A 24,206-nucleotide genomic window follows, 5' to 3' on the forward strand; every position below is an offset into this window, starting at 1 on the left:
CGCGTCAGTCGGTGTGTGCGGGCCGTGCCGTGGCCGGCTCAGCAGGTGTGCTTGCGCCGGTCGTCGTGCGGATGGGCCACAGGCTGGACAGTGGTGCACCCGGGGCGCGGGTGGCCGCACGCAGCATCACGAGAAGTCCTTCGAGGAGAGCCCGGGCACTCGACCGGTCGAACAGCTCGGTGCGGTAGTCCAACGAGACGGACAGCTCGTTGAGCCCCGGCCCTTCGACGACGGACCAGGAGAGGTCCAGCTCGCTGCGGCCGGGCGGCAGCGTGAGCCGTCCCGCGTCCGTGCCGGGCCACCGCACGGGGGCCGCCTCCACCCCGGCCGCCGAGCCGAGCCTCGCCGGCAGCGCCTGGTAGGAGTACGCCACATCGAACAGTGGTGCCCTGCCGGGCTCGTGAGGCAGTCGGGCCGCGCGCACGATGTCGGCGAGCGGCACATCCCCGTGCTGTTCCGCGCCGTTGATGGCGCGCCGCACCCGGCCGGTGAGCTCCTCGAAGGACGGGTCGTCGGCCAGGTCCAGACGCAGCGGCAGACTCCGCGCGAAGGAACCCACCCGAGTGCGGGCCGCCGAGAGGGGAAGCGCCGTGCCGGTCAGCCCGATGAGCGCCTCGTCCGCTTCCGTGTGCCGGGCGAGCAAAGCGGTGAGAGCCGCCAGCACGCTCTCCCTGGTCCCCGAACGGCCCACCGCGTGGGCGAGGTCGTCCGGAATCCGGGACCCAACGGTGGCGGTGACGAGGGTGCCGTGGGCAGGCCGGGCCCGGTCCAGCGGCAGCGCCCCGTCGGCCAGCCCCGCCAGTGTCCGTCTCCAGTAGGCGAGTTGGTCCTCCGTCCGGGGGCCTGTCCAGGGCTCGGTGTGCCCGCCGGACAGCGTGGGAGGCCCGGGCAGCTCGGCCCGGCGTCCGTCCAGGCGGGCGTCGTACAGAGCGAGCAGGTCCCGGAAGCACACCTCCGGCCGGCCACCGTCGTAGGCCTGCTGGTGGGTGGTCACCAGCAGGACGTGCCGGTCCGGGCCCGTCGTCGCGAGGAGCGCGTGGAGCCGGCGACCCGATGCCGGATCGAGTACGAGTGCGGCCTCGGCCTGCGCGATCTCCCTGGCTGTGCACAGGGGCTCGCTCTCGCCGGAGACGTCCGCGGTGGTGAAGAAGCCGTCGCCGAGCAACGAGCCGTGCCCCACGGCTTCGACGGTCCCGGCATGCAACACCTCGTGCCGCTCCGCCAGTTCCTCCAGCGCCGTGCGCAGCGCGGGGAGCCGCACCTCGCCGCGCAGTTCGAGGCAGCTGACGACAGGGGCGGCGACCGGGACCACCGGGGCAGGCGGGGTGTCCGGTCGGTCCGCGGCCGGTCCGGTCGCCGGGGGAGGACCGCCGGGGAGGTCGCTGTAGCACCTGTCCTCGTCGTCCGCGACGGCGTGCAGCAGCTTCACGTACGCCTCGGACATGGCGGAGATCGTGTCGGCGTCGAAGAGCTGTGTCGCGTACTCCATCATGACCACGATCTCGTCCTGGTCCGCCAGCTCGCCGACGACCATCGAGAGGTCGAACTTGGCGGTGCCGGGGGGTAGCCCGGGGAAATGCGGGATGATCTCCGGGTCGTGAGCCGGTCCGGTGACGATCTCGCCGAAGGCGGCGGCCGGTGGCAGCGTCTGGTGCACGTACATCACGTCGAAGAGCGGATGACGGCTGGGATCCCGGTCGCCCGCGACCTCCCGCACGACCTGGTCGAACGGGATCTCCTGGTGGTCGAGGGCGCCGAGCACCACCCCGCGCACCTGGCGCAGCAGCTCGCGGAAGCTCGGGTCACCCGAAAGATCCGAGCGCAGCGCGATGGTGTTGTTGAAGAAGCCGAGCAGGCCCCACAGTTCCGGCCGGCTACGACCGATGGTCGAGGTGCCGACGACGATGTCCCGCTGACCCGACCAGCGTGCGAGCAGCACTGTGAGCGCAGTGAGCAGCACCATGAACAAGGTGGCCGTCTCCTGGGCGCCCACCTCGCGCAGCCGCCGCACCAGTGCGCCCGGGATGCTGAACCCGTGGGTCGCACCCGCGAAGTCCATCCGGCCGGGGCGCGGCCGGTCGGTGGGCAGCTCCAGCGCGGGCGGGTCGCTCAGCCGTTCGCGCCAGTAGCTCAGTTCACCGTCGAGGCGGGAGTCGGCCACCAGCTGGCGCTGCCAACGTGCGTAGTCCGCGTACTGCACCGGCAGCGGTTCGAGCTCGGGGGCACGGTTCTCCAGGCGGGCCGTGTAGAACTCCAGCAGCTCCTGCTTCTGGATCTGCGGAGCCCAGCCGTCGTTCACCGCGTGGTGCATGCACCAGCAGACGATGTGGTCGTCCTCGCCGATCCGCACGACGGTGAGCCGTAGGAGCGGTTCGTCGGCGATGTCGAAGACCCAGCGCATGGCGGAGGTGATGACCGCACCCGCCGCGGTCTCCGGGGCGTCCTCGCCCGAGACATCCAGGTACGTGAAGAAGTCGCCGAGTTCCGGCCGGATCTTCAGCCCGGGTCTGCCGTCGGCCTCGACGAGATTGGACCGCAGCACCTCGTGGCGCCGCGCCAGGTCCTCCCAGGCGAGCCTGAACGTCTCGACGTCCAGGGGGCCGCGGTACCGGGAGGCGCCGGGGAGGTTGTAGAGCGTGGTCGTCGGGTCGAGCTGGTGGTGGAACCACATGCGCTCCTGCCCGTACGACAGCACCGGCTCCCCGCCCGGGACGATCGGCGGCAACTCGGCGTCGCATACCTCGGGGACGACCGGGGCCGTCGGCGCGGCCGCGGCACTGGGCGATTCCGGCGCGGGAGCGTGCGGCGCCCTGTCGTGAATGGCGTCCGCGAGCGCGCTGACGACGGGGTGGTCGTAGATGTCCGCCATCTTGAGCGATACCCCGTGCTGCTCTCGTACCAGGGCGAGGAGCTGGAGAGCGATGACGGAGTTGCCGCCGATGGAGAAGTAGTCCGCGTCGGCCGGGACCTCGTCCGCGTGCAGCAGCTCGACGAGGGTCTCCCGCAGCCAGGCCAGTATGGTCCCGGCTTCTGCGGTCCGTTGCCCGCCGGGTGCGCGGACCGGCTCCTCGGCTGCCGTAGCCGGAGCCGGAGCCGGTAATGGGGCCGGAACCGGAGACGTTGTCGGAGCCGGAGCAGCGGGCCGATGGAGCGCTTCGTCGAAGGACAGCGCCTCGCCCAGCGGCCTGGCCCAGCAGCGAACGCCGGTGAACGGATGTCCCGGCAGTGGAACCAGGACCGCCGACGGGTCGGCCCGCAGCGTCGACCAGTCCAGGCCGACGCCCTCCTCGTACAACCTGCCCAGCAGCTCCAGGACCGCGGCATCGGCGTCGGCGGCACCGGGCCGCAGACGGAACACGCGGGCGTCCGCGCGGTCGTGGAGGTGGGCCGTCAGCCGATCGCCGATCTCGCCGCGCGACGCCAGCTCCACGAACACCACGGGACCGTCGGCGAGCTGCTCGTCCGCCGCCGCGTGCAGCTGCTCCACCCGCAGCGGATTTCCCGCCACCGCGGGGTCCTGCCCGCTGTGTGCTCGCCGCAGAGCGGCGGTGTCCTCGGCGCTGAGATCGCCCCGCAGGTACCGGGCGGTGTAGCGGGAGATCCCCGAACTCATCAGCCCGTCCGGCGAGATGCCGGCCTGGACCAGCCGCTGGTACGTCGCGAGCTGTCCGCCGATCATCGCCGCACAGTCGGCCGGTACGGGCAACTCGTCCGGCAACGTGCCCGGCAGCTGATCGCGTGGCTCGTCGGGTGCGGCGTCCGCGGAGAGCAGGAAGACCACCCGAGGTGCGGCCACGGCGTCGGTGGCAGCCGTCCCGGGCGGCTCGGGCGACTCGTGCCGACGCCAGGTGACCTCGGCGGCCAGGCGCGCCGCGAGCTCGGAGGTGTCCCGGGCGACCACGGACACACGGCAGGCGTCGTGGTCCCTGCCCTCGTTCAGCGTGCGCGCGACGTCGGCCAGCCGGTGGGCGCTGTGGCGCAGTTCGAGCGAGAGCCGCTCGCACTGGGAGAGCAGGTCCGCCCGGCTGCGGGCGGACACCGCGACCAGCTGCGGGGTACGGACGGCGGGGCCTGCCGTGGCGGTCACCGGAGGCTGCTCCACCACGCAGTGCGCGTTGACGCCGCCGAGGCTGAACGAGCTCACCCCCGCCCGGCGTGGCTCGTCGTCCCACTGCTCCAGCGAGGTGACGACCTCCAGGCGGGCGCCTTCGAGGTCGACCTCGTCGGCGGGCTCCTCGAAGTGCAGCGAGGGATACAGCTCGCCGTGGTGCACGCTGAGTACCGCCTTGACCAGCCCGGCGATTCCCGCGGCGTGGTCAAGGTGCCCGATGTTGGTCTTGACCGAGCCCACCTTCACCGTACGATCCCCGTCGGGACGGGCCAGGGCCAGGCCCTCCGCCTCGACCGCGTCGCCGAGCCGGGTGCCCGAACCATGTGTCTCGATGTATCCGGCGGTGGCCAGGTCCAGCGAGGCATTGCGCCACGCCTGGGTGATGACCTGGGCCTGCGAGCGGGCGCTCGGTGTGCTGACGGTCGCGGAGTGACGGCCGTTGTGCACCACGGCGCTGCCGCGGATCACGGCGTGGATGAACGCCCCCTCTGCCAACGCCCGTTCCAGCGTGGTGAGGACCATCACCGCGCCGCCCTCGCCGAAGCCCGCGCCGTCCGCGGCACGATCGAACGCGCGGGACCGGGCGGTGGGCGAGCTGATGCCGGGGAAGTCGGCCACTGTGGCCGCCGGCGGCACGATGGGGCGCAGGCTCACCCCGCCCACGACGGCGCGGTCCGCGTCGCCGTCGCCGAGTTCACGGCATGCCTGGTGGACGGCGACGAGCGAGCCGTTGCAACCGGTGTCCACGCCGTAGCAGGGGCCGGTGAACCCGAAGACGTGCGAGATCCTGGCGGGCAGGGCGCAGGGGATGTTTCCGTTCAGGCTGAGCGTGCCCTGCTCGCGCACCAGAGGTGCGTAGCCGTTGTTCGGCGAGCTGAAGATCACGGCTGTCCGGCTGTCCCGGAGCCCGGCCGGGGCGTATCCGGCGTTCTCCAGCGCCTCCTGGGTGAGCTGGAGTGCCAGCCGGTGCTGCGGGTCGGTCACCTCCGCCTCGCGCCGGGACATCCCGAAGCGCTCGTGGTCGAAGAGGTCGATCCGCTCCAGGTAGCCCTGCTCCGGATAGTCGTGCCGGGGATCGAGCCCTGTGCTCCAGATCCGTTCCGGAGGGATCGCGCGCACCGAGTCCCTGCCCGCCCGCAGGTTCGCCCGGAAGGCGGCGAGGGAATCCGCCTGCGGGAATCTCGTGGCGATGCCGATCACCGCGACGGCCGGTCTGCCGCGTGTCACGCCGGTAGCGCTCATATCACCTCTCCGTTCACGCGTGTCAGAGCTCGTATGTGGCGGGCGGGGCGTGTGAGTCGCCTTGCGCGCGCTCGCCCAGGCGGTCGGCGATGAGCTGCGCCTGGGCGGCGATGGTGATGTGGTCGAACAGCTCGCCCACCCGCAGCGCCCCGGGCCATCGCTTGTCCAGCCTGTCGTGCAGGTCGATGACCTTGATCGAACTCCCGCCGACGGCGAAGAAGTTGTCGTCCGGGCCCGAGCGGGAGTGCCCGAGGACCTCCGCCCAGATCCGGCCGACGGCGAGCCGGTGCCCGCTCCAGTCCCCGCCCGTGGTGCCCGCGGATGCCTGCCGGTCTGCCGGGATGAGCGTGCGGAGCGTGGCCCGGTCCGCCTTGGTGCTGCGGTCGAGCGGCATGTGGTCGACCGGTACGAACAGGGTCGGCATGGCCTGCTCCACCAGCCGGCCTCGACAGTGTTCGCGCAGCTCCGAGGCGTCCGGCGGCCCGCTGCCGGGTGTCGGCAGTACGAAGGCGATCACCTGCGGCTCGTCCTGCCCGGCACGTTCGCAGAGCACCACGGCCTGCTCCACGCCCGCATGGCGTTCCAGCACGCTTTCGATCTCGCCGAGTTCGATCCGCGTACCGCGGATCTTGGCCTGGTCGTCCGTTCTGCCGTGGTAGTGCAGCGCGCCCCGCTCGTCGACGCTGGCGATGTCCCCGGTGCGGTAGAGGCGCCCGCCCGGCCGCCCGTACGGGTCCGCGACGAATCGCTCGGCCGTACGGGCCGGCTGGTTCGCGTAGCCGAGTGCCACGAGGGAGCCGCCGACGTAGAGCTCGCCCCGCTTCCCGGCCGGGACTTCACGCAGCCGCTCGTCCAGTACCAGGGTCTGCGCTCCGGACCACGGCCGCCCGATGGGGACACGGTCGCGGGTCGGGTCCGGATCGGTCTCCACCGTGCAGGCGATGGTCGTCTCGGTGGGCCCGTACTCGTTGACGATCCGGGCCCGTGGCAGTCGCTCGTGGTGCGCGCCCACCAGCTGGGGGGTGCACGCCTCACCCCCCACGACCACCAGCCGCAGTGTGTCGGGCAGGCCGCCGGGATCCTGGAGCACCGCCCGGTAGTAGGAGGGGATGTTGAACAGGTGTGTGACACGGTGTTTCCTGGCGAGCCGGGTGAACTCCGCCACCTGCACGAGCTGTCGGGGGTCGGGGAGCACCAGCGTGTGACCGCCGGTGAGCGACCAGAACATCCCGCCGAGGATCCCGTCGAAGGACAGCCGCAACGCGATCAGCAAGACGGAGCGCTCGGTGCCGTACACCGGGCCCCGGCAGCTGATGGACACCGCGAGCTGGCCCCGGCTGACCATCACGCCCTTGGGCACACCGGTGGATCCCGAGGTGTAGGCGACGTAGGCGATGCTCTGCTCAGGGACCGGTGGGTACGCGTCGGCAAGCCGCTCCTGGCCCGCCTCGACGAGCCGCGTCAGAGGGAGGTCCGCCGCGTCCACGACCGTCGGCGGGGCGGGCATCGCCGAGAGCACGGAGGCCGGCACGGCGTCGCCGCCCTCGCTCAGCACCACCGCGCAGTCGACGTCCCGGCACAGCGCCTCGAACCTCCCGACGGGAAGGTCCGGTTCCAGGACCGCCCAGGTGGCACCGGTGCGCAGTGCGGCGAGCATGGCGACCACGGACAGGGCGCTCTGCTGCGTCCGGACGCAGACGACCCGCCCCGGCCGCAGCCCGTGCTGCCACAGCAGCCGTGCAAGACCGGCCGAGGCATGGTCGAGCTCGCGGTACGTCAGCGAGACCCCGCCGATGATGAGCGCGGTCGCCTCGGGCGTCCTGACCACCTGGCTCCGGAAGGCGGCCCACACCGGCCGTACCTCCGCCGGGGCGTTTGCGGGGGCGAACTCATCTGTACCGCCGGGACGACGGGTCATCGCAGCCTCGCTTCCTCCGCCGTTCATGCCGCACCGGCGATCACCCGCGTGTGACCGGGCGCCTGGGGCAGCGGGCGCTCCGGGTCCACGGTGAGCACGAGGCGGTCCTCGTCGGTGACCGTCGCCTCGTAGCCGGCGAAGCGCATCATGACCAGCATGTTCCGGTTGGCCTCGGTCGGGAGGAAGTGCGCGACGGGGCGCCGGCCGGCCGCCAGGGCCTGCTGGGTCAGATGGTGCAGCAGCACGCTCCCCGCACCGCGCGAGGCGACTCGGCAGGACATCAGCATCAGCCGCAGGACCGAGTCCGGCCCGACGAGCTCGGTGACGGCCAGCCCGATGATTCCGTAGTCACCGAAGCGGTCGCGGAGCGTGGCCAGCAGCACCTGATGGTCCGGTGAGGAGCTCAACCGGCGCAGTTCGTCGATGCCGTACGTCAGTCCGGTGCTGTTGAGCTGGTGGGTGCGCACCGTCAGCTCGCTGGCCCGGGCGAGGTCTTCCTCGGTGGCCGGGCGCAGCTCCATGACCAGGTCGAGCGAGTCGAGGAACGCGTGGCGTCCTTCGGTGAACTCCTCTTCGGCCTTACGGCGTTGCCACTCGGCCTGGTAGAGCCGGCGTCGCCCGGTGGCCTCCGCGGTGATCTGCTCGGGCCGGAACTCCCGGTATTCCGGCAGCTGTCCGATCTCCGCCGCCGGGTAGCAGCGGACCATGGGCAGTTCGCTCGCGACCTCGGCCCGCTCCACCGGGTCGTTGTCGACGAACGCGATGGTGTCCAGACCGATGTTGAGGGCCTTCGCGATCCGGCGCACCGCAGCGGACTTGGCACCCCAGCCCACCTCTGTCGCGCAGAACCAGTCGGCCAGTCGGCGTTCCGTCAGGTGACGTCGAGTCACGCTGTGTTCGCCACGGCTGGCGGCGGCATGCAGGATGCCGCGACGGTCCAGCTCCACCAGCGTCTCCAGCGCCGAGGGGAAGGGGGCGGGATCGTCGCCCTCCAGCACCACCCCGTCCCACAGGGTGTCGTCCAAGTCCCACACCAGGCACTTGACGGTGGGTGCGCCCGCTGCCGCCGTCACGGCGACTCTCCGGGAAGTCGGGGTCCGGCGGGGCGGTCCGTGCCGCGCGCCGCAGCACCGAAGCGCCGCAACAGCCGCTCGGCTATGTGTAGTTCGGACACTTCCTGTGCTCCTTCGATGATCTCCATGACCTTGGCGTCCCGGAAGTGACGGCCCGCCCTGCTGTCGGGCGTGCAGCCGGCCGAGCCGAGCACCTGTACGGCCGCGTGGCTGCCCGCCGCCGCCGCGGAAGCCGCCGCGTACTTGGCCATGAGGGTCTCCGACACCCCGTGACCCGGGCCCCAGGCCCGTGCCTCCGCGGCCCTGCGGGCGAGTTGCCGGGCCCCGGCGGCGTCCACCGCCGCCCTGGCCAGCAGTGACCGGACCAACTGGTGGTCCCCCAGGGGGATGCCACCCTGCCGACGGACCGCGGCGTGGGTGGCGGCGTCCTCGACGCACGCCTCCGCCATGCCCACGCATCCCCAGGCGACCGTGAACCGGCCGTGGTCGAGCGCGGTGCCGACGACATGGGAGAGCCCCAGTCCGGGAGGGGCGACGAGCTGACGCCGGGGAACCCGCACGCCGTCGAAGGACAGGTGGGCGATCCGGGCGCCCCGCATGCCGAGCTGCCCGTTCACCGGCTCCCGCTCGACACCGGCGCGGTCCGCGTCCACGAGCACGGCGGCCGGCTTGCCCTCGTACATGCCGAGAACCAGGAACACGTCGGCGACCGCACCGAAGGTGACCCACCTCTTGTGGCCGCTCACCACCAGTTCCTGGTGGTCCGACCTGCCCGACGCCTCGATACGGGTTTCCACCGCCGCCAGCGCGCTGCCGGCGCCCTGCTCGGTCGCCGCGAAGCCGGCGGTCAGCTCGCCGCCGGCCAGCCTGGGCAGCCAGTCGGCCCGCTGTGCCTCGGTGCCCCAGCGCAGCAGCGCCGCCGCGACCATGCCCTGTACGGTCAGCAGCCCGCGCAGGGCGCTGCACTCCGCACCGATCCGTGCGGTGATCTCCCCGAGCGCGAGCGGATGGAGGCCGGCACCCCCGTACTGCTCGGGCAGGTCCGCGGCGAGCAGTCCCGACGCGGCGACCTCCTTGCGCACCGAATCGGGCAGTCCGCCGTCCTGGTCCCAACGCGAGGCGCGGTCATGTGCGTTGGCCGCCACATCGGCCGCGACCCGGGACAGGTCCACGGGCTCCACGGGCGGCGGGTCCGTCGTCGCAGTGGCGGGGCCGCTTTCAGGAACCCTCGACATGTGCCTCTCCCAACTCGGGCGCTCCGGTCTTGCGCCGGACGAACTCCGCGATGCGGTTGGCGGTCCTGAAGCTGTCCAGATCCAGGTCCTCGACCTCGACGGTGAGGGCGAAGCGGCTCTCGACGAAGGTCACCAGCTCCAGCGCGAACAGTGAGTCGGCGAGGCCCTGTGCGAAGTAGTCGTCGTCCGGCTCCACCGGCCGACGAAGAGCCGCGCTCAGAAAGCCGGTGATCTGCGAGGTGATGTCGTTCATGCCGTGTCCTTAGGTGAACCTGTCTCGACCAGCAGCAGACTCCAGGCGGCCACCGGGCTCACGTTGATCAGAACCGCAAGGTCGCCGGGGGCCAGCTCCTTGCGATCGATTGCGGTGCGGAGATTGAGGAAGACGTCATTGGGACCGAGGTGTCCGTACTGCCTGAGGTTCTCCCGGCACGCCGGCAGCAGTTCGATGTCCAGGCAGTCCTCGAGGAAGGTGAAGCTCCCGGCGGACAGATTCTGGCTGACGAAGCCGGCGACGTCCCCCCGGCCGATTCCGTTGCGCCGCAGCAGGTCGCCCAACATCGCGGAGAGCCGGCTGCGCGTCTCCATGGCCAGGCGGAAGGAGTAGGTGCTGGGCTCCGTGCACTGTTCACGCCACTGAGCGGTGGGGCGGTCCCGGTAGTCGATGTGGAAGAGGTCCCAGTAGCGCCCGTTGGTCAGCTGCGCGATGTCGAGTATCCGTATCGTCCCGCTGCGGGAGAGCAGCAGTGCCTGCCCGCCGTCGCCGTTCACCGTGACGGGGTGGCGGTAGCGCAGGGCGGCGGCCGGCTTGCTGCCGTGCACGACCAGGACATGGTCCAGGGCAGGGTCTGCGGCCAGCAGTCCGCGGGCCGTCAGCAGGGCCGGGGTGATCGAGACACAGCCGAGCCCGCCCACCGAGAAAGTGGTGGCGTGGTCGGCGCCGAGCCGGTGCTGGAGCCTGGTCACCTCGGAGCTGAGGAACGTCTCCTGGACCCGCGACTCCACCATCACCAGGGCGCCCAGGTCCCGGGCGTCAAGCCCCGCCTGTTCGAGCGCCCGGCGCGCGGCGCGTTCCGCGAGAGTGACGGAGCTCAGCCGGTCGTCGGCCCGGACCGTGTCGATGCCCAGACCGTCGCGCGTGGCGCGCTCGGTCTCGTCGAGCGTCCGCACATCGGTGACCGGCAGAGTGTGCTCGGGCAGATACCAGGCGGCACTGCGGATGGCGACGGGTGCCGCGCCACTCCGGAGGGCCTGCTGGGACACGGTCATTCCCTCTCGTCCCCTCTCGTCCAAGGCAGGACGTCCGGGCTGTCAGCCCAAACGTCCCGCATTCTCCCGAGGGCAACTGACGCCGAACTGACGAACCGCTGACAGCACCTGATCAGGGGGTGTCAAGAATCCGTCCTGTGCCGTTGTCGGCGCTGGCGCAGGGCTTCCACGGACGGGGGGCACAGATGTTCCGGTGCACGGAGGGGCGGGTCGTGGCGTCGGTGCGGGTCCGGCGCCTGGCCCGCCCGGTGCTCGGCCGCCCGCGGTCGATGTTCCGCGAGCGGCTTCCCGGCGCCGTCCGCCTCTCCCTCGTTGTCGGCCTGCGCGTCCCGCGCGGGCTATGAATGCGCCCGCCGCCTCGACGCCGCCCTGAACTCCGAAGAACGTAGTTTCTCCTCCGTTCTCAGTAACCTCTGCTTCACTCAGTGTCAGAACGGAAATTTCTTGTGACATATGCCTGTATGAGCTACAAGCACACGTTGACCCACTGCACGATCGTCCCGCCGCACATGCTCGAGCATCTTGCGCGGGCGGCGGAGACGCACCCAGAGCTTGCCGCGTTCGCCCGCAGCACGTTGGAACACGATGCCTCCGTGCGTACCAAGCGCCGCTTGACCGCCGTCATCGGGGCGCCGGAGGCCCTTGCGCGCGGCGTCGGCGCAGACCGGCCGCAGCGCACCATCGATGCCGCGCATCACAAGCAGATCCTGCCTGGTACACAGGTGCGTGCCGAGGGCGGTCAGGAGAGCGACGACGCCGCGGTCAATCAGGCCTACGACGGTCTGGGTAACACCTTCAACCTCTACCTGAAGGCGTACGGCAGGAACTCCATCGACGGCAGAGGACTGCCACTGGTCGCCACGGTGCACTACGGCGAGATGTACGAGAACGCCTTCTGGAATGGCGAGCAGATGGTCTTCGGGGACGGGGACGGCACGATCTTCCTCGACTTCACCAGCTGCATCGACGTCATCGGCCACGAACTGACGCACGGCGTCACGCAGTACACGGCGAACCTGAACTACTACGGGCAGTCCGGAGCGCTCAACGAGTCCCTGTCGGACGTATTCGGCACCATCATCAAGCAGTGGGTGCTCGGCCAGACCGTCGAGCAGGCCGACTGGATGATCGGCGCAGAGCTGCTCGGCCCGACCGTCGGCGGCTACAACGACTCTCCAAGAGGCCTGCGCTCCATGAAGGACCCTGGCACGGCCTACGACGACGCACGGCTCGGCGGCAAGGATCCGCAGCCCGCCTCGATGAACGGCTACGTCAGGACTTCCGCCGACAACGGCGGCGTGCACATCAACTCCGGCATCCCCAACCGCGCCTTCTACCTGACCGCCAAAGCCATCGGCGGCAACGCCTGGGAAAAGGCCGGGCAGATCTGGTACGACACGCTCACCGGCGGTGAACTGGCGCCGGACGCGCAGTTCGCGGACTTCGCCAGGCTCACCGTCGCCGCCGCCAAGTCCCGCTACGGCGACCAGGAAGAGGCCAAAGCCGTCCTCGACGCCTGGTCCCAGGTCGGCGTGCCGACCAATGGAAGTGCCTGATCACCCGTCATGGCCCGCGAGCCGCTCGCCGCGGGCCAGAACAGTTCCCGCAGGGACCTACGGGCTCACAAGGCGTCAGAGCATGAGCAGCAGCCGCGTGTTCGGGGTGAGTTTCCGGTTCACGCTGGTGCTCTGCACGAAGATCGTGAAGTCGTCGTTGTGGTCCGGCTTGACGCGGACTTCCACGTCCGGCAGGCCGAGTAGAGCTCTGGCCTCCGGTCCCGTGTACACCCGGTCCGTCTTCTTCTCAAACACCGCAATCTGCTTCCGCGCCTGAATCTTCTCCGACTTGCTCAGCTGGTAGAACGCGGCACCGGTGCGGTAGGTGTGCCCGCATTCGATGACCCAGTCCCGGATCCCGGCGTCACGAGTCACCGGGATCAGCTGGTACTCCGACGAGTCCACCGGGGTGAGACCGGCCGCCTTGATGGTGTCCTTGTTGACTGCCTCAGCACCCGTGGAGAACACCGCCCGCGATCCCCGGATGCCCCGGGTCCGGCCCACCATGAATTTCTCGGTGGCCTGCTGGATGACCTGCCCGGCCTCCTCCAGCCCCTGCGTGCTCGTGGCGTCCCAGACGGCGATGTTGTCCTTCGGGAAACCGCACTGCATGGCCTCGCGCTTGCCCATCTGGTCCGGCACAAGCACGGCCAGCGTCCAGTTGTCCTGCTGTGTCTCGATCATCTCGGACACCGCCTCGACCAGTTCACGCGGTTCCCTGGCCGGGGCATCCGGGCAGCGATGACTGGCGTTCTCCTGCCCGTCGGTGAGCACGAACGTCAGGAAACTGTGGTCACCGTACAGCTGAGCTGTCAGCGCCAGCTCCCGCTGTGACTTCAGTGCGGCCGCCAGCAGAGCCGTCATTCCACCGACCCGATAGAGCTGCTTCAACGACGGCATCCGCAGCACGTCCTTGTCGTAAATGACGCACTCCACCTTGTCGGCGAAGACGTACACCGTGACGCGGGTTTCCTGGTCCAGTTCCCTCGACCGGCGGGCAAGGTAGGCAATCTGCTGGTCTGCGACCTCGACGACCTTGCCGCTCAGATGCGACATGGACGAACTGGCATCCAGCACAAGGGCAACGTGGTTGATGTAGTTCTGGCTTCCGGACATGACAGCTCCCCCTCTTCCGACTCGATGCTCCTACCGTCTCACGCACCACTGACAATCGATCTTGGCTGCAGAGCGTGGACCGTGGCGTGCCGGACCGCGGCGCGTCGGCGAGCCGGTGTCCGCAAGGCCAAGGGAAGCGGGCGGGTCTACGGCCGGGTTCAGCTCGGGGTATCGGGTTGAGGTGCCGCAGGGGCTGGGCTGGGCTGGGCTGGTCTGGGCTGCGCTGGGCCGGGAGATCACGGTGGCGGGGCAGTGGCCGAGGACGATGGTCTGGTGCGGACAACGGCTTGGTCGCCTCGTGGTCCGAACAGGTGCAGGATCTCCACCGGGCGTGTGTCGGCCGGGCCGAACCAGTGCGGCTGTCTGGTGTCGAACTCGGCGACTTCGCCGGGACGCAGAGTGCATTCGCTGTCCCCGAGAACGAGGCGTAGCTCGCCGGCCAGGACGTAGAGCCACTCGTAGCCCTCGTGGGTCACCAGTTTCGGCTCGCGGGGCGCCAGTACGTGCTTGAAGACCTGCACGCGGCCCGGGTACTGCGTCAGCGGCACGAGGACGCTGCCCTGACCTTTGTGCAGGGGCGTGAGATGCACCCGGGGGTCGCCCGTGGCCGGTGCATCCACCAGTTGGTCGAGTGCGACGCGGTGCGCACGCGCCAGCGGGATGAGCAGGTCCAGGGTCGGGCGCCGCTTGCCCGACTCGAGACGGGACAGCGTGCTCACCGAGAGCCCGGTGGAGTCCGCGAGCGCCTCCAGAGTCAGTCCGCGGTCCCTGCGCAGCGTGCGCAGCCGCGGCCCGATGGCATCGAGTATCCGCTGCAGTTCTGTGTCCACACGGTTCAGTGTGCGATCTTTTGCGGTCTTCGCAAAGACGCTCGGTGGTGGTCGTCGTCCTGCACGAGCCTGGTCAGGCATTGCTCCCTGAGGTGAAGAGGCAGGCCATGACCGCTACAACGACTCCTTTTGTGCAACCCGTTCTGAGCGCGCGCAGACGCTGGACCGTGCTGGCCGTCTGCTGCCTGAGCATGTTTGTGGTGGGCCTGGACACCACCATCGTCAACGTGGGTCTGCCCGCCATCGGACGTGGCCTGGGCGTCGGGACGCGAAGTCTTGAGTGGACCGTGGACGCCTACACCATTGTCATGGCGGGTCTGCTGATCTCCTCCGGTGCACTGGCGGACCGGTTCGGGCGCCGACGGGTGTTCCAGTCGGGGTTGGTCCTGTTCGGTGCGGCCTCGCTGGTCTGCGCGGCGGCCGGCTCGGTGGGCGCGCTCGTCGCGGCTCGTGCGGTGCAGGGGATGGGCGCGTCGATGCTCAGCCCGGTGGCTCTGGCGATCGTGGTGAACACGATGCCCGATCCGCGGGAGCGAGCGCAGGCGATCGGTGTCTGGGCGTCCGTTTTCGGACTCAGTATGGCCGTTGGTCCGGTCACGGGCGGTGCTCTCGTCGCGGCGCTCGGCTGGCGGTCCCTGTTCTGGATCAACGCTCCGGTCATCGTGGCCGCCCTGGTTCTCAGTGCGGTGTTCGTGCCCGAATCCCGAGGGCCGCGGGCGCGACGGATCGACGCTCCGGGGCAGGCTCTCCTCACCGTAGCCATCGCTGTCTGGATCGGTGTCCTCATCGAAGGGCCGCGCATGGGCTGGACGAGCCCGGCGGCACTGACCGCCTACGGCTTCGCCGCGGTGGTGACGGTCGGATTCGTATGGGTGGAGCGGGGGCGGCACGAGCCACTGATGGACCTGCGACTGTTCCGCAGCCCTGTCTTCGGCGGTGCGGTCCTGGGTGCCGTTGCGGTCTTCGTCGCGCTGAACGCGACGCTGCTGCTGAACACTCTCTATCTCCAGCACACCCGGGGCTTCACGCCCCTGGCCGCCGGGGCGGCCACCCTGCCCATGGCCATCGGAGCGGCCCTGTGTGCACCGTGGTCCGGTCATCTGGTCGGCCGTATCGGACCGCGGCTGCCCCTGTCCCTGGCCGGCGGCTTCATCACGGCCGGCGGACTGTGCCTGGTGGGACTGGGCAGGCACACGGGCCTGTCCCTGCTGCTGATGGCGTACCTGCTGATCGGCATCGGGTTCGGCTTCGCCAATGCGCCGATCACCAACACCGCGGTCAGCGGGCTGCCTCCCGCGCGGGCGGCCGTGGCAGGAGCGATTACGTCCACCGCACGACAGATCGGCTCCGCACTCGGCATCGCCCTCGCCGGAGGCCTGGTGGCGCACAGCACCCCTTCCGACCTGGCCCAGGCCTCCCGCCCGGGCTGGATCCTGGTCGCCACCTGCGGACTCCTGCTGCTCTTCATGGCCCACGTCGCGCGGCGCGACCGTCGATGACGGCGAGGACGCCAGGTGAGAGGCGAGGTACTCGCTCGTGCTCTCCTTCTCGGCGGCGATCGCCCTGGGAAGAGTGGCTGGAGGCATCCCGCGAACAACTGCGATTGTGCCGCCGTCGCACAACCGTCATTCTCGCCGGAGGCCTTCGAGGGCTGGGCCCACATCACCAGCCGTGATTGTCACTGAGTGTTAGCATATGGACACGGGTGGGACGAAGTGGCGCAGGGGGAGTGCCGGAGGTGGTCGAGCTGTCCGAGGGGAACCGTCAGTTGCGTGCCGAGCCGGTCACGGCGATGGCAGAGGGGGAGGGGGAGGACCTCCGGTTCGCGCCGGGACCAGTGGAGACGGAACTGCCCGTGAGCGTGCAGCGGGATGCCGCTGCGCACGGCAAAGTGATGTACCGCGTCCTGGAGGCCGGCGCGGAGGCCGAGGTGCTTTCCGGCCTGAGCGATGCCGAGGAGCGCTGACACGCCGATGGCGGACCTGCGGGGGGACCGGGTAGCCGAAGTCGTCGCCGCTTGTGCCGACGGCAGCCGGTCGCGGGGGTCTGGATATCTCGCGGCGACCGGCTTGGTGCTCACGGCCGCTCACGTGGTGAGGGACGCGGCCACGATCACTGTCCGCTTCAACCCGGACCGGTCCGACGAGTGGAGAGCTGAGGCACGGGTGGCCTGGTTCGGCCCTGACCGGACGGATGTCGCCCTACTGGAACTCGATCCTGGGGCGGACTCCTTCTCCCGGCAGGTGGAACCGGTGCGTTTCGGCGCACCAGGAGACGACAACGCCGTACTGACCTGCAGCGCGCTGGGCTTCCCTCTGTTCAAGATGCGCCGACGTCCTGACGGATCGCTCGCACGCGACGCCTGTCACGCGTGGGGCCACCTTCCCGTGCTGTCCAACCTTCGCAGCGACACCTTGGAGTTCAGGGTTCCGCCCCCCGAAGGCACCGCGCAGGGATCGCCTTGGGAGGGCATGTCGGGGGCGGCCGTGTGGGCCGAGGGGCGCGTCATCGGCATCGTCACGGAACACCACCGTACGGAGGGACCCGGCACCCTCACCGTCAGCCGCGCCGACCGCTGGACCGGAACGTCCGACGGCCCCGGCGCCGAACTGCTGCGGCGGGCAGGGCTCGACACCCCTCCGGAGATGGTTGGTCCCTCGGCCGGTGACGTCCGGGTGGCCGAGGGTTACCAGGCGCAGGCCCGCTCCATCGCACCGTCAGAACTCCTCGGCCGGGCAAGCGAGTTGGAGGCAGTGCTGCGATTCTGTGCCGGCCCGCCCGGCTACCAGTGGTGGCAGGCGCCGCCCTGGCACGGCAAGACCGCGTTCACCGCCTGGCTGGCCGCGCATCCCCCCGCCGGGGTGGCCGTGGCCGCCTTCTTCGTGACGCGGCGCGATGCGACTCAGTGCGACAGCGATGCCTTCGCCCAGGCAATGGCCGCCCAACTGGCCGCGCTGGCGGGTGAGTCCATGGTGCACGCAGCCGCACCCGGCGTGCACATACGAGAGTGGCTCCGATTGCTTGAAGCCGCGGCCGAGCGGCAACGGCGGCGGGGGCGCCTGCTGGTGATCGTAGACGGTCTGGACGAGGACCTGTCGCAGGCCGCATCCCCGCCTCGGCCCAGCATCGCGGCGCTGTTGCCTCGCCGCCTTCCGGACGGCGTGTCCGTCCTCGTCACCAGCCGCCCACTGCCGGGGCCGGCCGCGGATCTTCCGGGCGACCACCCATTGCGGGACTGCGAGCCGCTCGTGCTCACTGCCTCACCGAACGCCACTCGGCTGCGCTACGAGGCGGAGTACGAGCTCAAGGGGCTGCTTGCCGAGGACTCGGCGGAGCGGCAGGTGATCGGACTGCTCGCCGCGGCGAGAGAGGGGCTGAGCCGTGACGAACTGGGCGCGCTGACCGGCATGCCGGCCCGCCGTCTCGACGAACTGATCGGCGGTACTCTGGGCCGCAGTCTGACCGAGCGCACATTTCCCGTATTCCTCGACGACGGCGACCAGGTCCGTACCGCGCTGGTCTTCGCGCACGACACCTTGCTGACCACCGCACTGCGGCTGCTCGATGCCGAACTGCCCACGTTCCAGGAGCGCATCCATCGCTGGGCCGACACCTTCAAGGAGCGGGGCTGGCCGGCGGACACCCCGCACTTCCTGCTCGGTGGTTACGGACGCATGGTCGTGACGGCGGCGGACCCGGAACACATCGCGCGGGTGGTCGCCGACCCGGTACGGCAGGACCGGATGGCGCGCCGGCTGCTCGGTGTCGGCCCCGCACTGGCGGAACTGCGGATGGCCCGGGGCACGGTCGCACAGGACAACTCGGAGGACGGGCCACGGTCCGCCGTCCTGTTGGCCGCGGCACACGCCCGGGTGACGGCGCGTCATGCGGTCGACGTGGAGGACGGCGAGCTGGCCCTGCTGCGGGCCCGGCTCGGGCAGACCGACCGGGCGCAGGCACTCGCCGAGGCGATACCGGAAGACGGCGCCAGGTGCTTCGCCCTCATCCGCCTGGCCGACCTGCTCGCCGAGTCCGAACCACGCCGTGCACTCGTCCTGGCGGAGAAGGCAGCGGAGCTCGTGCGCGCCGCAACACCTTCCTCGTACCGATCGGTGCCCGCCCTCGCCGCGGTACGCGCAGGCGGCGTCCTGATGCGACTGGGCAGCCCGGAGGGCAAACCGGTCGTGCGCGCTGCGCTCGGCATGGTGGCCGCGGAACACGCCGCCGCGCGGGAGCCGACCGAAGGCACCGAGGGCTCCCCTAGATTTGAGCGCTTACGAAACTCCGAGCGCTCCGCGTGGACGGATCAGGTGGTCGTCTTGGCAGCCGAGTCCTTCGGCGCGGCCGGCGACGTCGACGGCGTACGCGCCCTCTGGTCCGCCGACGGCCCCCGTGGCGGTCGCCGGACGATCCTGCTGCGCGCCCTCACCGCCCTCGCGCGGCATGGCCACCGCCTGGCACTGGACCGGCCGCCGGACGCCGCATCGCACGATGCGGACGATGCGCCGCAGGTGCCCGACTGGCCGGCCGCCGCACGCGCCGCCTGGCCCGCCGCCCTTGCCGCCGCGGGCGCCGGCAAGGAGGCCTGGCACGCCGTGGACACGGTTCCGCCGGAAGACCGGGACATGGTCCTCGGTGGGCTGAGCGAGGCCTTCGGCGAGGCCGGGGACCTTGGACAGGCCCTGCGCGCCGCGCGCGCCGTCGCGGGACCCGAGGCCCGACGGCGTGCGCTGCTGGACCTGGCCGTGCGGGCGCCGGACGCCCGGGAGGGACTGCGCCTGATCGAGGAGGCGTGCCCGCACGGCCACGACACTGCCGCGCCCCCTGCCGACTGGCCGTGCGGCGGGGCGTGCGGGGCTCTGCGCCTGCGGGCGTTGGGCACCCTGGACCGGTGGGAAGAGGCGCTCGCCGTGGCCGCGCTCCCGTACCCCGCGCCGTTCCGCCGGGAGGCGCGCCGTCAGGCGCTCACCGTGCTGGCCCTGCGCGGCGACTGGCAGCAGGCCCTGGACCTGCTGGCACGCTACCGGGCCGAGGACGAGCCGGAAGGCTGGATCGGCGCCGCGGTCTCGATGGTGTACGCGGGCTCCCATGCCGGTCGTCCGGAGGCCGCGGACCTGGCGCAGGAGTTGCTGGCCGCGCCACCGGAGCCGTTGAGCAGCAATGAACTGGCGCGACTCGAATCACTGGCTCTCCCCGTGCTCGCCCGAGACGGTCGCTGGCAGGCGCTGGCGGCCTACTGCTCCTCCTGGGCGGAACCGCTGCGGCCCCTGGTCCTGAACGGCATCGGTGCCGGAATCGCCGAGGGCGTCGCCGAGCTGCTGGCCCGACAGCCGGCGCGGAGGACGGAGGCACTCGATGCGCTCGGCCCCGTCTTCGGAACCGACGCATGGTGCTCTGCCCTGGCGCCGGCCTGCGCCGGGCAGGGCCAGTGGCGTACGGCGGCGTCGATGGCCAGAAGCATCGAGGAACCCCTCGCCCGGCGCACGGCACTGACCCGGGTGGCCGAGACTCTCGTCGAACGTGAACCCCGGTACGCCGCCCACCTGGCGGACGAGGCCGAGCGCACGCCGCCGATCGCTCGCCCCGGCCGGTACGGGGCCGGCGCCGGTACGGAGCGAGCCCTGATCGACTTCGCCGAAGCACTGGTCCCCAGCCGCCCGGAAGACGCGGTACGCGCGGCACACGCCGCCCAGTCCCTCGCGAGCACGGAAGAGACGCTGGGGCGCTGCGCGGTGGTGCTGGCCCGCGCCGGTGACGGCGCCGCCGCCGAGGACTTGCTGAACCAGCTCGACGACCGTCGATGGCGGTGCCGGACTCTGGTGGCGCTGACCGGCGCCGCTGTGGCGGCAGGGCGGCAGGACGAGGCCCGTCGCCTCACGACGGCCGTACTCGCATCAGCGGACACGGCCGCGGTTCCCGAGTGCGTCGCCCTCGTCGCGGCGGCAGGCCTCCACGGTCCCGACGCGGCTGACGAGCTACGGCAGCAGGCCGTGGGATGGGCCGCCACGCGGCTCCGCGCGCAGGACTCGGTGGAGTCCCTCACCGCGGTACTGGGACACTGCCCGGCCACCGACCGGACAACGGTCTCGGCGGCGGTCCGCGCCCTGGCCGAGGCGCTGGACCCGGGCCACCTGACAGCTGCCGGTGTGCTCCCGCTCGCCACAAGTGCCGCGCTGTCCCTGGAACGCCTCGATCAGGAGGCGGCCGCCCGCTTCGCCACCATGGCGCTGGAGGCGGCGGCAGCCCTTGACCCGGTGCGGCCCGGTGAGGCCCCGGCATCCGCCGTTGCCGACGCCACCGCCTTGTTGTGCGGCGTCGGCGATCTGTCGAGCGCGCTGACAGAGCCCGAGTCCCGGATTGCGCACGGCTCCACAGATGTTTTGCCGGTGCTGCTCGCCGGAGCCGCCGCGGGAACGGTCGACGCCGTCCCTGACCGGGCGGCGGCTCACGCCCGTGCGGCAGCCGACCTGTTGCGTGATTACCGAGGCCCTCTTGGGGCTCATCCGGCTCTGTCGTTCCAGGACTTCATCCTCACGGAGCCCGTCCTCGACAGCCTGACCGTGACCGCGAGGGCACTCGCCGCACTGGACGACCGACCGGCCGCTCGCGCCCTGCTGGACCAGGTGCCCGGCCCCTGGCAGCGCGACGCCGCATGGGTGCGGCTCGCGCGCGGCCTGGCGGCCGACGCCGGCCGGCCCGACGCGCAGCCCTTGGTCCAGGAGGCCGCCGAGTGGGCGCTGCGACAGGCGCTGGCCGGCGAGCGGTGGACGGAGGCACTGCCCTTGGTGGCGGCCCGCCGTCCCCAGGCGGTCGCGGAGGCCTTCGCGCTGATGGCGGGACAGCGACGAAATGCCACGTCGACGAAGACGCCCGGAAGGCCGGGCGCAGTTGCCTGATCCTGTTCAGGGCGCGCCCGGGCACCCTGCCGCAGCGAGGGCGCTGAAAGCCGGCGTACCGTGCCGTCACCCTCGGATGCCGACCGTCACCCCTGGACGGTTCACGCTGTGGGGCCGTCTTCCTGGTCCAGAAGTGTTCCGTCGGGCGCGTAGACGAAGACGTGCAACATCCAGCCGGCTTGAGCATTGTGGACGGCGAAGGTGTTCCAGTGCGACTCGTTGTCGTGAGCGAGGAGACCTGTTGACAGCTGCCCGCTGAAGCCGGTGTTCGTGTCGCTCTGCCCGGCCTTTCCTGGATAGTAGGAGGACCACTTGATGACGCACTCCTGGCCTCGTAACCCCGAGAAGTCGACGTCGACCTCGAAGTCCGAGTAGGCAGCGTTCCCGGAGTCCCTCCCACGGAACAGGATCCGGGTGATGTGCGCGGACACGCTCGGGGACGAGGATACGTCGTCCTCTGGTGCCGTCGTCTCGGCGCTCATGGTCTCCGTCACCGTGGACGTCGGCGCCGGGTCCGGCGTGTCCGGACTGCAACCGTGCACCTGATAAAGCAGCCCGGAGACCACGGATACCGCGATCGAGCCGAGCACATACCGCCATGCCCCGTCCCCGTGGGAGCCCCCGCTGTTGGCGGACTGACCGTTCTGCTGCGCCCCGTCTGTCATCAAGTCCCCCCGTTTTGATGACACTTCAGCTCCGTGCGTGGTTCCAGGCTAACTCAGGGGAGGGGAAGGATTCTCGGGGTCGGAGAAGCACCCTGATGGTGGTCATGACCGTCGGCAGACCGGACGCCTCACTGAGGAAGCCGCGCATACTGGCGACTGCACCGGCGCTCGACGGAGCACACAACGCCGAGGCGACCGCCCACGCCTTCGAGCCGGTGATCCGTCGCCCCTGGCTGACCCCTGGGACGCACGTCACCTCGGTGGGGCGCAACCGTGTCGGCCATGCGGCGGTCACGAACGTCTTGTTTGTGGCCGACCGTCCACTATGTGGCTGATCGGAACTGCTGTACAAGTGAAGGCTGTGCAACATCCGGTCGGCCCGTGCCCGGGGGCACACAGCGGCCGAACCGTCCTCGCTTCGTCGATCGTTTCAGGGGGCATCATGCGCATACGTTTACGTGCCTGGATTCTGGCGGGCGCGGGCCTGCTCGCCGTGGGCGCCGGTCCGGCGCACGCGGCTGACACGTCGTCGGCCGAGTCGGCGGCGGGGTCCGTGCAGTACACCGTGCAGGACCTCGGCACCCTGGGCGGTACCCGCAGCAAGGCGACCGCCATCGACGGCAACACGGTCGTCGGGAGCTCACTGACGAGAGGCGACGCCGCCGAACACGCCTTCGCATACGACCTGCGCAGACACACCATGACCGATCTCGGCACACTGGGGGACTCCAGCCGGGCGACCGGTGTGCAGGGGAATTACGTCGTCGGGGAGTCAGACCTCTCCACCGACGGCCCGGCTCACGGATTCGCCTACAACCTACGGACCCGCCGGCTCGTCGACATCGGCACTCTCGGCGGCAGCAGCACCGACATCACCGGCCTCAACGGTGACACCGTGGTGGGGACGTCGTCGCTGTCCGGTGACGTGGTCACCCACGCGTTCGCGTACAGCCTCCGCACCCGGACCATGACCGATCTCGGCAGCCTCGCCGGCCCGTCGGGCGACAGCACCGCGGCGGCCGTCAGCGGTGCGATCGTCGTGGGCAACTCCTCCCTGCCGAACACGCCTGCCACCACAACGCACGGGTTCGCGTACAACCTGCGCACCCGGACGATGACCGATCTCGGCACCCTCGGTGGTAGCTCCAGTACAGCCAACGACATCAGCGGCTCAACCGTGGTCGGTCAGTCCCGAACGGCCGGCAACGGCTTGACCGGATACGCCTACGACCTCCGCACCGGCATCCACACGGACCTGGGGTCCCACTTCCTGACCGCGCAGCTGATCAGCGGGAGCACTGTGGTCGGCGGCGACGGCTTGCTCTCCAGCTCGTTCGACCTCATGACCCACACGAGTGCCATGATCGGCTCCGGGCGTGGCGTCACCGAGGTCAAGCAGATCACCGGGAACGTCGTGGTCGGTGACAACTTCGCCCCCAACTCCTTCGCCTTCGTCGCCCGCGTCGACAACGGCGACTTCACCTACCTGGCCTCTCTCGGCGGCCTCAACTCCTCCGCAGCGCAGGTCAACCGCCACGGCATCGTCGCAGGCAGCGCAGCACTTCCGCCTGCCGACCCGTCCACCGCCAACGGCCCTTTCCATGCCGCCGTCTGGGTGCCGCACACGGTGGCGTGAGGGAGCGAAGCGGCGCGGGTGAAGGCGTGCGGCTGCGGTAGACCTTCTGTGCGGACCTGGCGGCCGAGCCGCCGTCGGAGTTTCGGTGGGCGGCGAGGCAGTCGCCGATGCGCAGCAGCAACTCGCGGTGCTGCGGGGGCGCGACCCGGTCCGCCACCCGCACCGTGCGCTCACGCGGCGCGGTGGATGGCGCCCGGCCGGCTTTTGCAGTGGGCGTGCCGCGCACCGCCCGAGATGGCGTTGGTGCGCGTTCCTGATCATGATTATGGTCAGCCAGCCGACCTGCACGACGCAGCGGCCGCGAAGGAAGTCCTTTTCCGCGTGACCAGGCGCCTCGCACGGAAAGGGGCCACTCCCAGCCGGCCGGGGAAACCAGCGTCGGCCGACACCTGCCGGCGCCGCTCCTCGCCTCCAACGGTGACCTCGCCCGTGTGCTTCCGCACCGGCGTGCCAAAGCAGCCGAAGCCACTACGGATCGCCGGATCCTCGGCCGTTTCGTTGGTCGTCGCATCGTCCGCACAGGATTCACCCTCATCATGCCCCAATGGGGCGGCTGGACCAGCGACCTCGACGAGTCCGCCGAACTCTTCGGCCGCTACTGCCCCGAGCGCCTTGAGCAGATGCGTGTAGCCGCGGCCGTTGGTCACTCGCAGCCTTGA

17 protein-coding genes are annotated in these 24,206 nt (G+C 70.7%); 7 read left to right on the forward strand and 10 right to left on the reverse strand.

Annotation, left to right across the window (positions count from 1 at the left end; translation table 11 throughout):
- Window positions 1-4: 4 nt before the first annotated feature.
- The 6 genes from ACIGXP_RS36670 to ACIGXP_RS36695 are packed head-to-tail and all read right to left on the reverse strand — an operon-like array spanning window position 5 to window position 10,848.
- Window positions 5-5,353 (reverse strand): condensation domain-containing protein, encoded by a 5,349-nt coding sequence (locus tag ACIGXP_RS36670; protein ID WP_399775859.1) that lies wholly within the window; start codon window positions 5,351-5,353, stop codon window positions 5-7.
- 22 nt (window positions 5,354-5,375) lie between these two features.
- Complete coding sequence (locus tag ACIGXP_RS36675; RefSeq protein WP_399775861.1) at window positions 5,376-7,271, reverse strand: amino acid adenylation domain-containing protein; 1,896 nt, start codon at window positions 7,269-7,271, stop codon at window positions 5,376-5,378.
- A 23-nt stretch (window positions 7,272-7,294) separates the two neighbouring features.
- On the reverse strand, window positions 7,295-8,344 hold the full coding sequence (locus tag ACIGXP_RS36680) for an HAD-IIIC family phosphatase (RefSeq protein WP_399775863.1): 1,050 nt from the start codon (window positions 8,342-8,344) through the stop codon (window positions 7,295-7,297).
- A complete protein-coding gene (locus ACIGXP_RS36685) occupies window positions 8,341-9,579 on the reverse strand; it encodes an acyl-CoA dehydrogenase family protein (RefSeq protein WP_399775865.1) in 1,239 nt (412 codons plus the stop codon). Before ACIGXP_RS36685 ends, ACIGXP_RS36680 begins: the two co-directional genes overlap by 4 nt.
- Window positions 9,563-9,832, reverse strand: a complete 270-nt coding sequence (locus ACIGXP_RS36690; RefSeq protein WP_363219597.1) for a phosphopantetheine-binding protein — start codon at window positions 9,830-9,832, stop codon at window positions 9,563-9,565. The genes ACIGXP_RS36685 and ACIGXP_RS36690 overlap by 17 nt, the downstream gene beginning before the upstream one ends.
- Window positions 9,829-10,848, reverse strand: coding sequence for a 3-oxoacyl-ACP synthase (locus ACIGXP_RS36695; protein WP_399775868.1), 1,020 nt, complete (start codon window positions 10,846-10,848; stop codon window positions 9,829-9,831). The genes ACIGXP_RS36690 and ACIGXP_RS36695 overlap by 4 nt, the downstream gene beginning before the upstream one ends.
- 137 nt (window positions 10,849-10,985) lie before the next feature.
- Here ACIGXP_RS36695 and ACIGXP_RS36700 point away from each other — a divergent pair, with 137 nt between their 5' ends.
- Window positions 10,986-11,192 (forward strand): hypothetical protein, encoded by a 207-nt coding sequence (locus ACIGXP_RS36700; protein WP_399775870.1) that lies wholly within the window; start codon window positions 10,986-10,988, stop codon window positions 11,190-11,192.
- A gap of 117 nt (window positions 11,193-11,309) precedes the next feature.
- Window positions 11,310-12,404: a M4 family metallopeptidase gene (locus ACIGXP_RS36705; RefSeq protein WP_399775872.1), complete on the forward strand. Its 1,095-nt coding sequence runs from the start codon at window positions 11,310-11,312 to the stop codon at window positions 12,402-12,404.
- A gap of 75 nt (window positions 12,405-12,479) precedes the next feature.
- On the opposite strand, the gene ACIGXP_RS36710 is transcribed toward ACIGXP_RS36705, so the two are convergent.
- Window positions 12,480-13,520 (reverse strand): vWA domain-containing protein, encoded by a 1,041-nt coding sequence (locus ACIGXP_RS36710; RefSeq protein WP_399775874.1) that lies wholly within the window; start codon window positions 13,518-13,520, stop codon window positions 12,480-12,482.
- A 236-nt stretch (window positions 13,521-13,756) separates the two neighbouring features.
- Window positions 13,757-14,359 carry a helix-turn-helix domain-containing protein gene (locus ACIGXP_RS36715; RefSeq protein WP_399776025.1) on the reverse strand — a complete coding sequence of 201 codons (603 nt, stop codon included), beginning with the start codon at window positions 14,357-14,359 and terminating at the stop codon, window positions 13,757-13,759.
- 98 nt (window positions 14,360-14,457) lie between these two features.
- Here ACIGXP_RS36715 and ACIGXP_RS36720 point away from each other — a divergent pair, with 98 nt between their 5' ends.
- The 3 genes from ACIGXP_RS36720 to ACIGXP_RS36730 all read left to right on the forward strand — a co-directional run bounded on the left by ACIGXP_RS36720 (window position 14,458) and on the right by ACIGXP_RS36730 (window position 21,246).
- A complete protein-coding gene (locus tag ACIGXP_RS36720; protein WP_399775876.1) occupies window positions 14,458-15,849 on the forward strand; it encodes an MFS transporter in 1,392 nt (463 codons plus the stop codon).
- Window positions 15,850-16,088: 239 nt separating this feature from the next.
- Window positions 16,089-16,316, forward strand: a complete 228-nt coding sequence (locus ACIGXP_RS36725; protein WP_399775878.1) for a trypco2 family protein — start codon at window positions 16,089-16,091, stop codon at window positions 16,314-16,316.
- A 7-nt stretch (window positions 16,317-16,323) separates the two neighbouring features.
- Entirely contained in the window at window positions 16,324-21,246 is a 4,923-nt protein-coding gene (locus ACIGXP_RS36730; protein WP_399775880.1) for a trypsin-like peptidase domain-containing protein, read from the forward strand.
- Between the two features lie 101 nt (window positions 21,247-21,347).
- Here the strand turns inward: ACIGXP_RS36730 and ACIGXP_RS36735 are convergent, their stop codons facing one another.
- Complete coding sequence (locus ACIGXP_RS36735) at window positions 21,348-21,911, reverse strand: hypothetical protein (RefSeq protein WP_399775882.1); 564 nt, start codon at window positions 21,909-21,911, stop codon at window positions 21,348-21,350.
- A 95-nt stretch (window positions 21,912-22,006) separates the two neighbouring features.
- Between ACIGXP_RS36735 and ACIGXP_RS36740 the strand changes: the two genes are divergently transcribed.
- The gene (locus tag ACIGXP_RS36740; protein WP_399775884.1) at window positions 22,007-22,246 is read left to right on the forward strand and encodes a hypothetical protein; all 240 of its coding nucleotides are present in this window, start codon (window positions 22,007-22,009) and stop codon (window positions 22,244-22,246) included.
- A gap of 107 nt (window positions 22,247-22,353) precedes the next feature.
- Window positions 22,354-23,547, forward strand: coding sequence for a hypothetical protein (locus ACIGXP_RS36745; protein ID WP_399775886.1), 1,194 nt, complete (start codon window positions 22,354-22,356; stop codon window positions 23,545-23,547).
- 269 nt (window positions 23,548-23,816) lie between these two features.
- Here ACIGXP_RS36745 and ACIGXP_RS36750 read toward each other — a convergent pair whose 3' ends face one another.
- Window positions 23,817-24,194: a hypothetical protein gene (locus ACIGXP_RS36750; RefSeq protein ID WP_399775888.1), complete on the reverse strand. Its 378-nt coding sequence runs from the start codon at window positions 24,192-24,194 to the stop codon at window positions 23,817-23,819.
- Window positions 24,195-24,206 lie beyond the last annotated feature (12 nt).

It is taken from the genome of Streptomyces sp. NPDC053069, assembly GCF_044546895.1.
GTDB lineage: Bacteria > Actinomycetota > Actinomycetes > Streptomycetales > Streptomycetaceae > Streptomyces.

What these genes read in the sequence shown, in the direction of transcription:
- ACIGXP_RS36670 (WP_399775859.1), bottom strand. Translation starts at nt 5,353, where the DNA reads ATGAGCGCTACCGGCGTGACACGCGGCAGACCGGCCGTCGCGGTGATC.
- ACIGXP_RS36675 (WP_399775861.1), bottom strand. Translation starts at nt 7,271, where the DNA reads ATGACCCGTCGTCCCGGCGGTACAGATGAGTTCGCCCCCGCAAACGCC.
- ACIGXP_RS36685 (WP_399775865.1), bottom strand. Translation starts at nt 9,579, where the DNA reads ATGTCGAGGGTTCCTGAAAGCGGCCCCGCCACTGCGACGACGGACCCG.
- ACIGXP_RS36690 (WP_363219597.1), bottom strand. Translation starts at nt 9,832, where the DNA reads ATGAACGACATCACCTCGCAGATCACCGGCTTTCTGAGCGCGGCTCTT.
- ACIGXP_RS36695 (WP_399775868.1), bottom strand. Translation starts at nt 10,848, where the DNA reads ATGACCGTGTCCCAGCAGGCCCTCCGGAGTGGCGCGGCACCCGTCGCC.
- ACIGXP_RS36705 (WP_399775872.1), top strand. Translation starts at nt 11,310, where the DNA reads ATGAGCTACAAGCACACGTTGACCCACTGCACGATCGTCCCGCCGCAC.
- ACIGXP_RS36710 (WP_399775874.1), bottom strand. Translation starts at nt 13,520, where the DNA reads ATGTCCGGAAGCCAGAACTACATCAACCACGTTGCCCTTGTGCTGGAT.
- ACIGXP_RS36720 (WP_399775876.1), top strand. Translation starts at nt 14,458, where the DNA reads ATGACCGCTACAACGACTCCTTTTGTGCAACCCGTTCTGAGCGCGCGC.
- ACIGXP_RS36730 (WP_399775880.1), top strand. Translation starts at nt 16,324, where the DNA reads ATGGCGGACCTGCGGGGGGACCGGGTAGCCGAAGTCGTCGCCGCTTGT.
- ACIGXP_RS36735 (WP_399775882.1), bottom strand. Translation starts at nt 21,911, where the DNA reads ATGACAGACGGGGCGCAGCAGAACGGTCAGTCCGCCAACAGCGGGGGC.
- ACIGXP_RS36740 (WP_399775884.1), top strand. Translation starts at nt 22,007, where the DNA reads ATGGTGGTCATGACCGTCGGCAGACCGGACGCCTCACTGAGGAAGCCG.
- ACIGXP_RS36745 (WP_399775886.1), top strand. Translation starts at nt 22,354, where the DNA reads ATGCGCATACGTTTACGTGCCTGGATTCTGGCGGGCGCGGGCCTGCTC.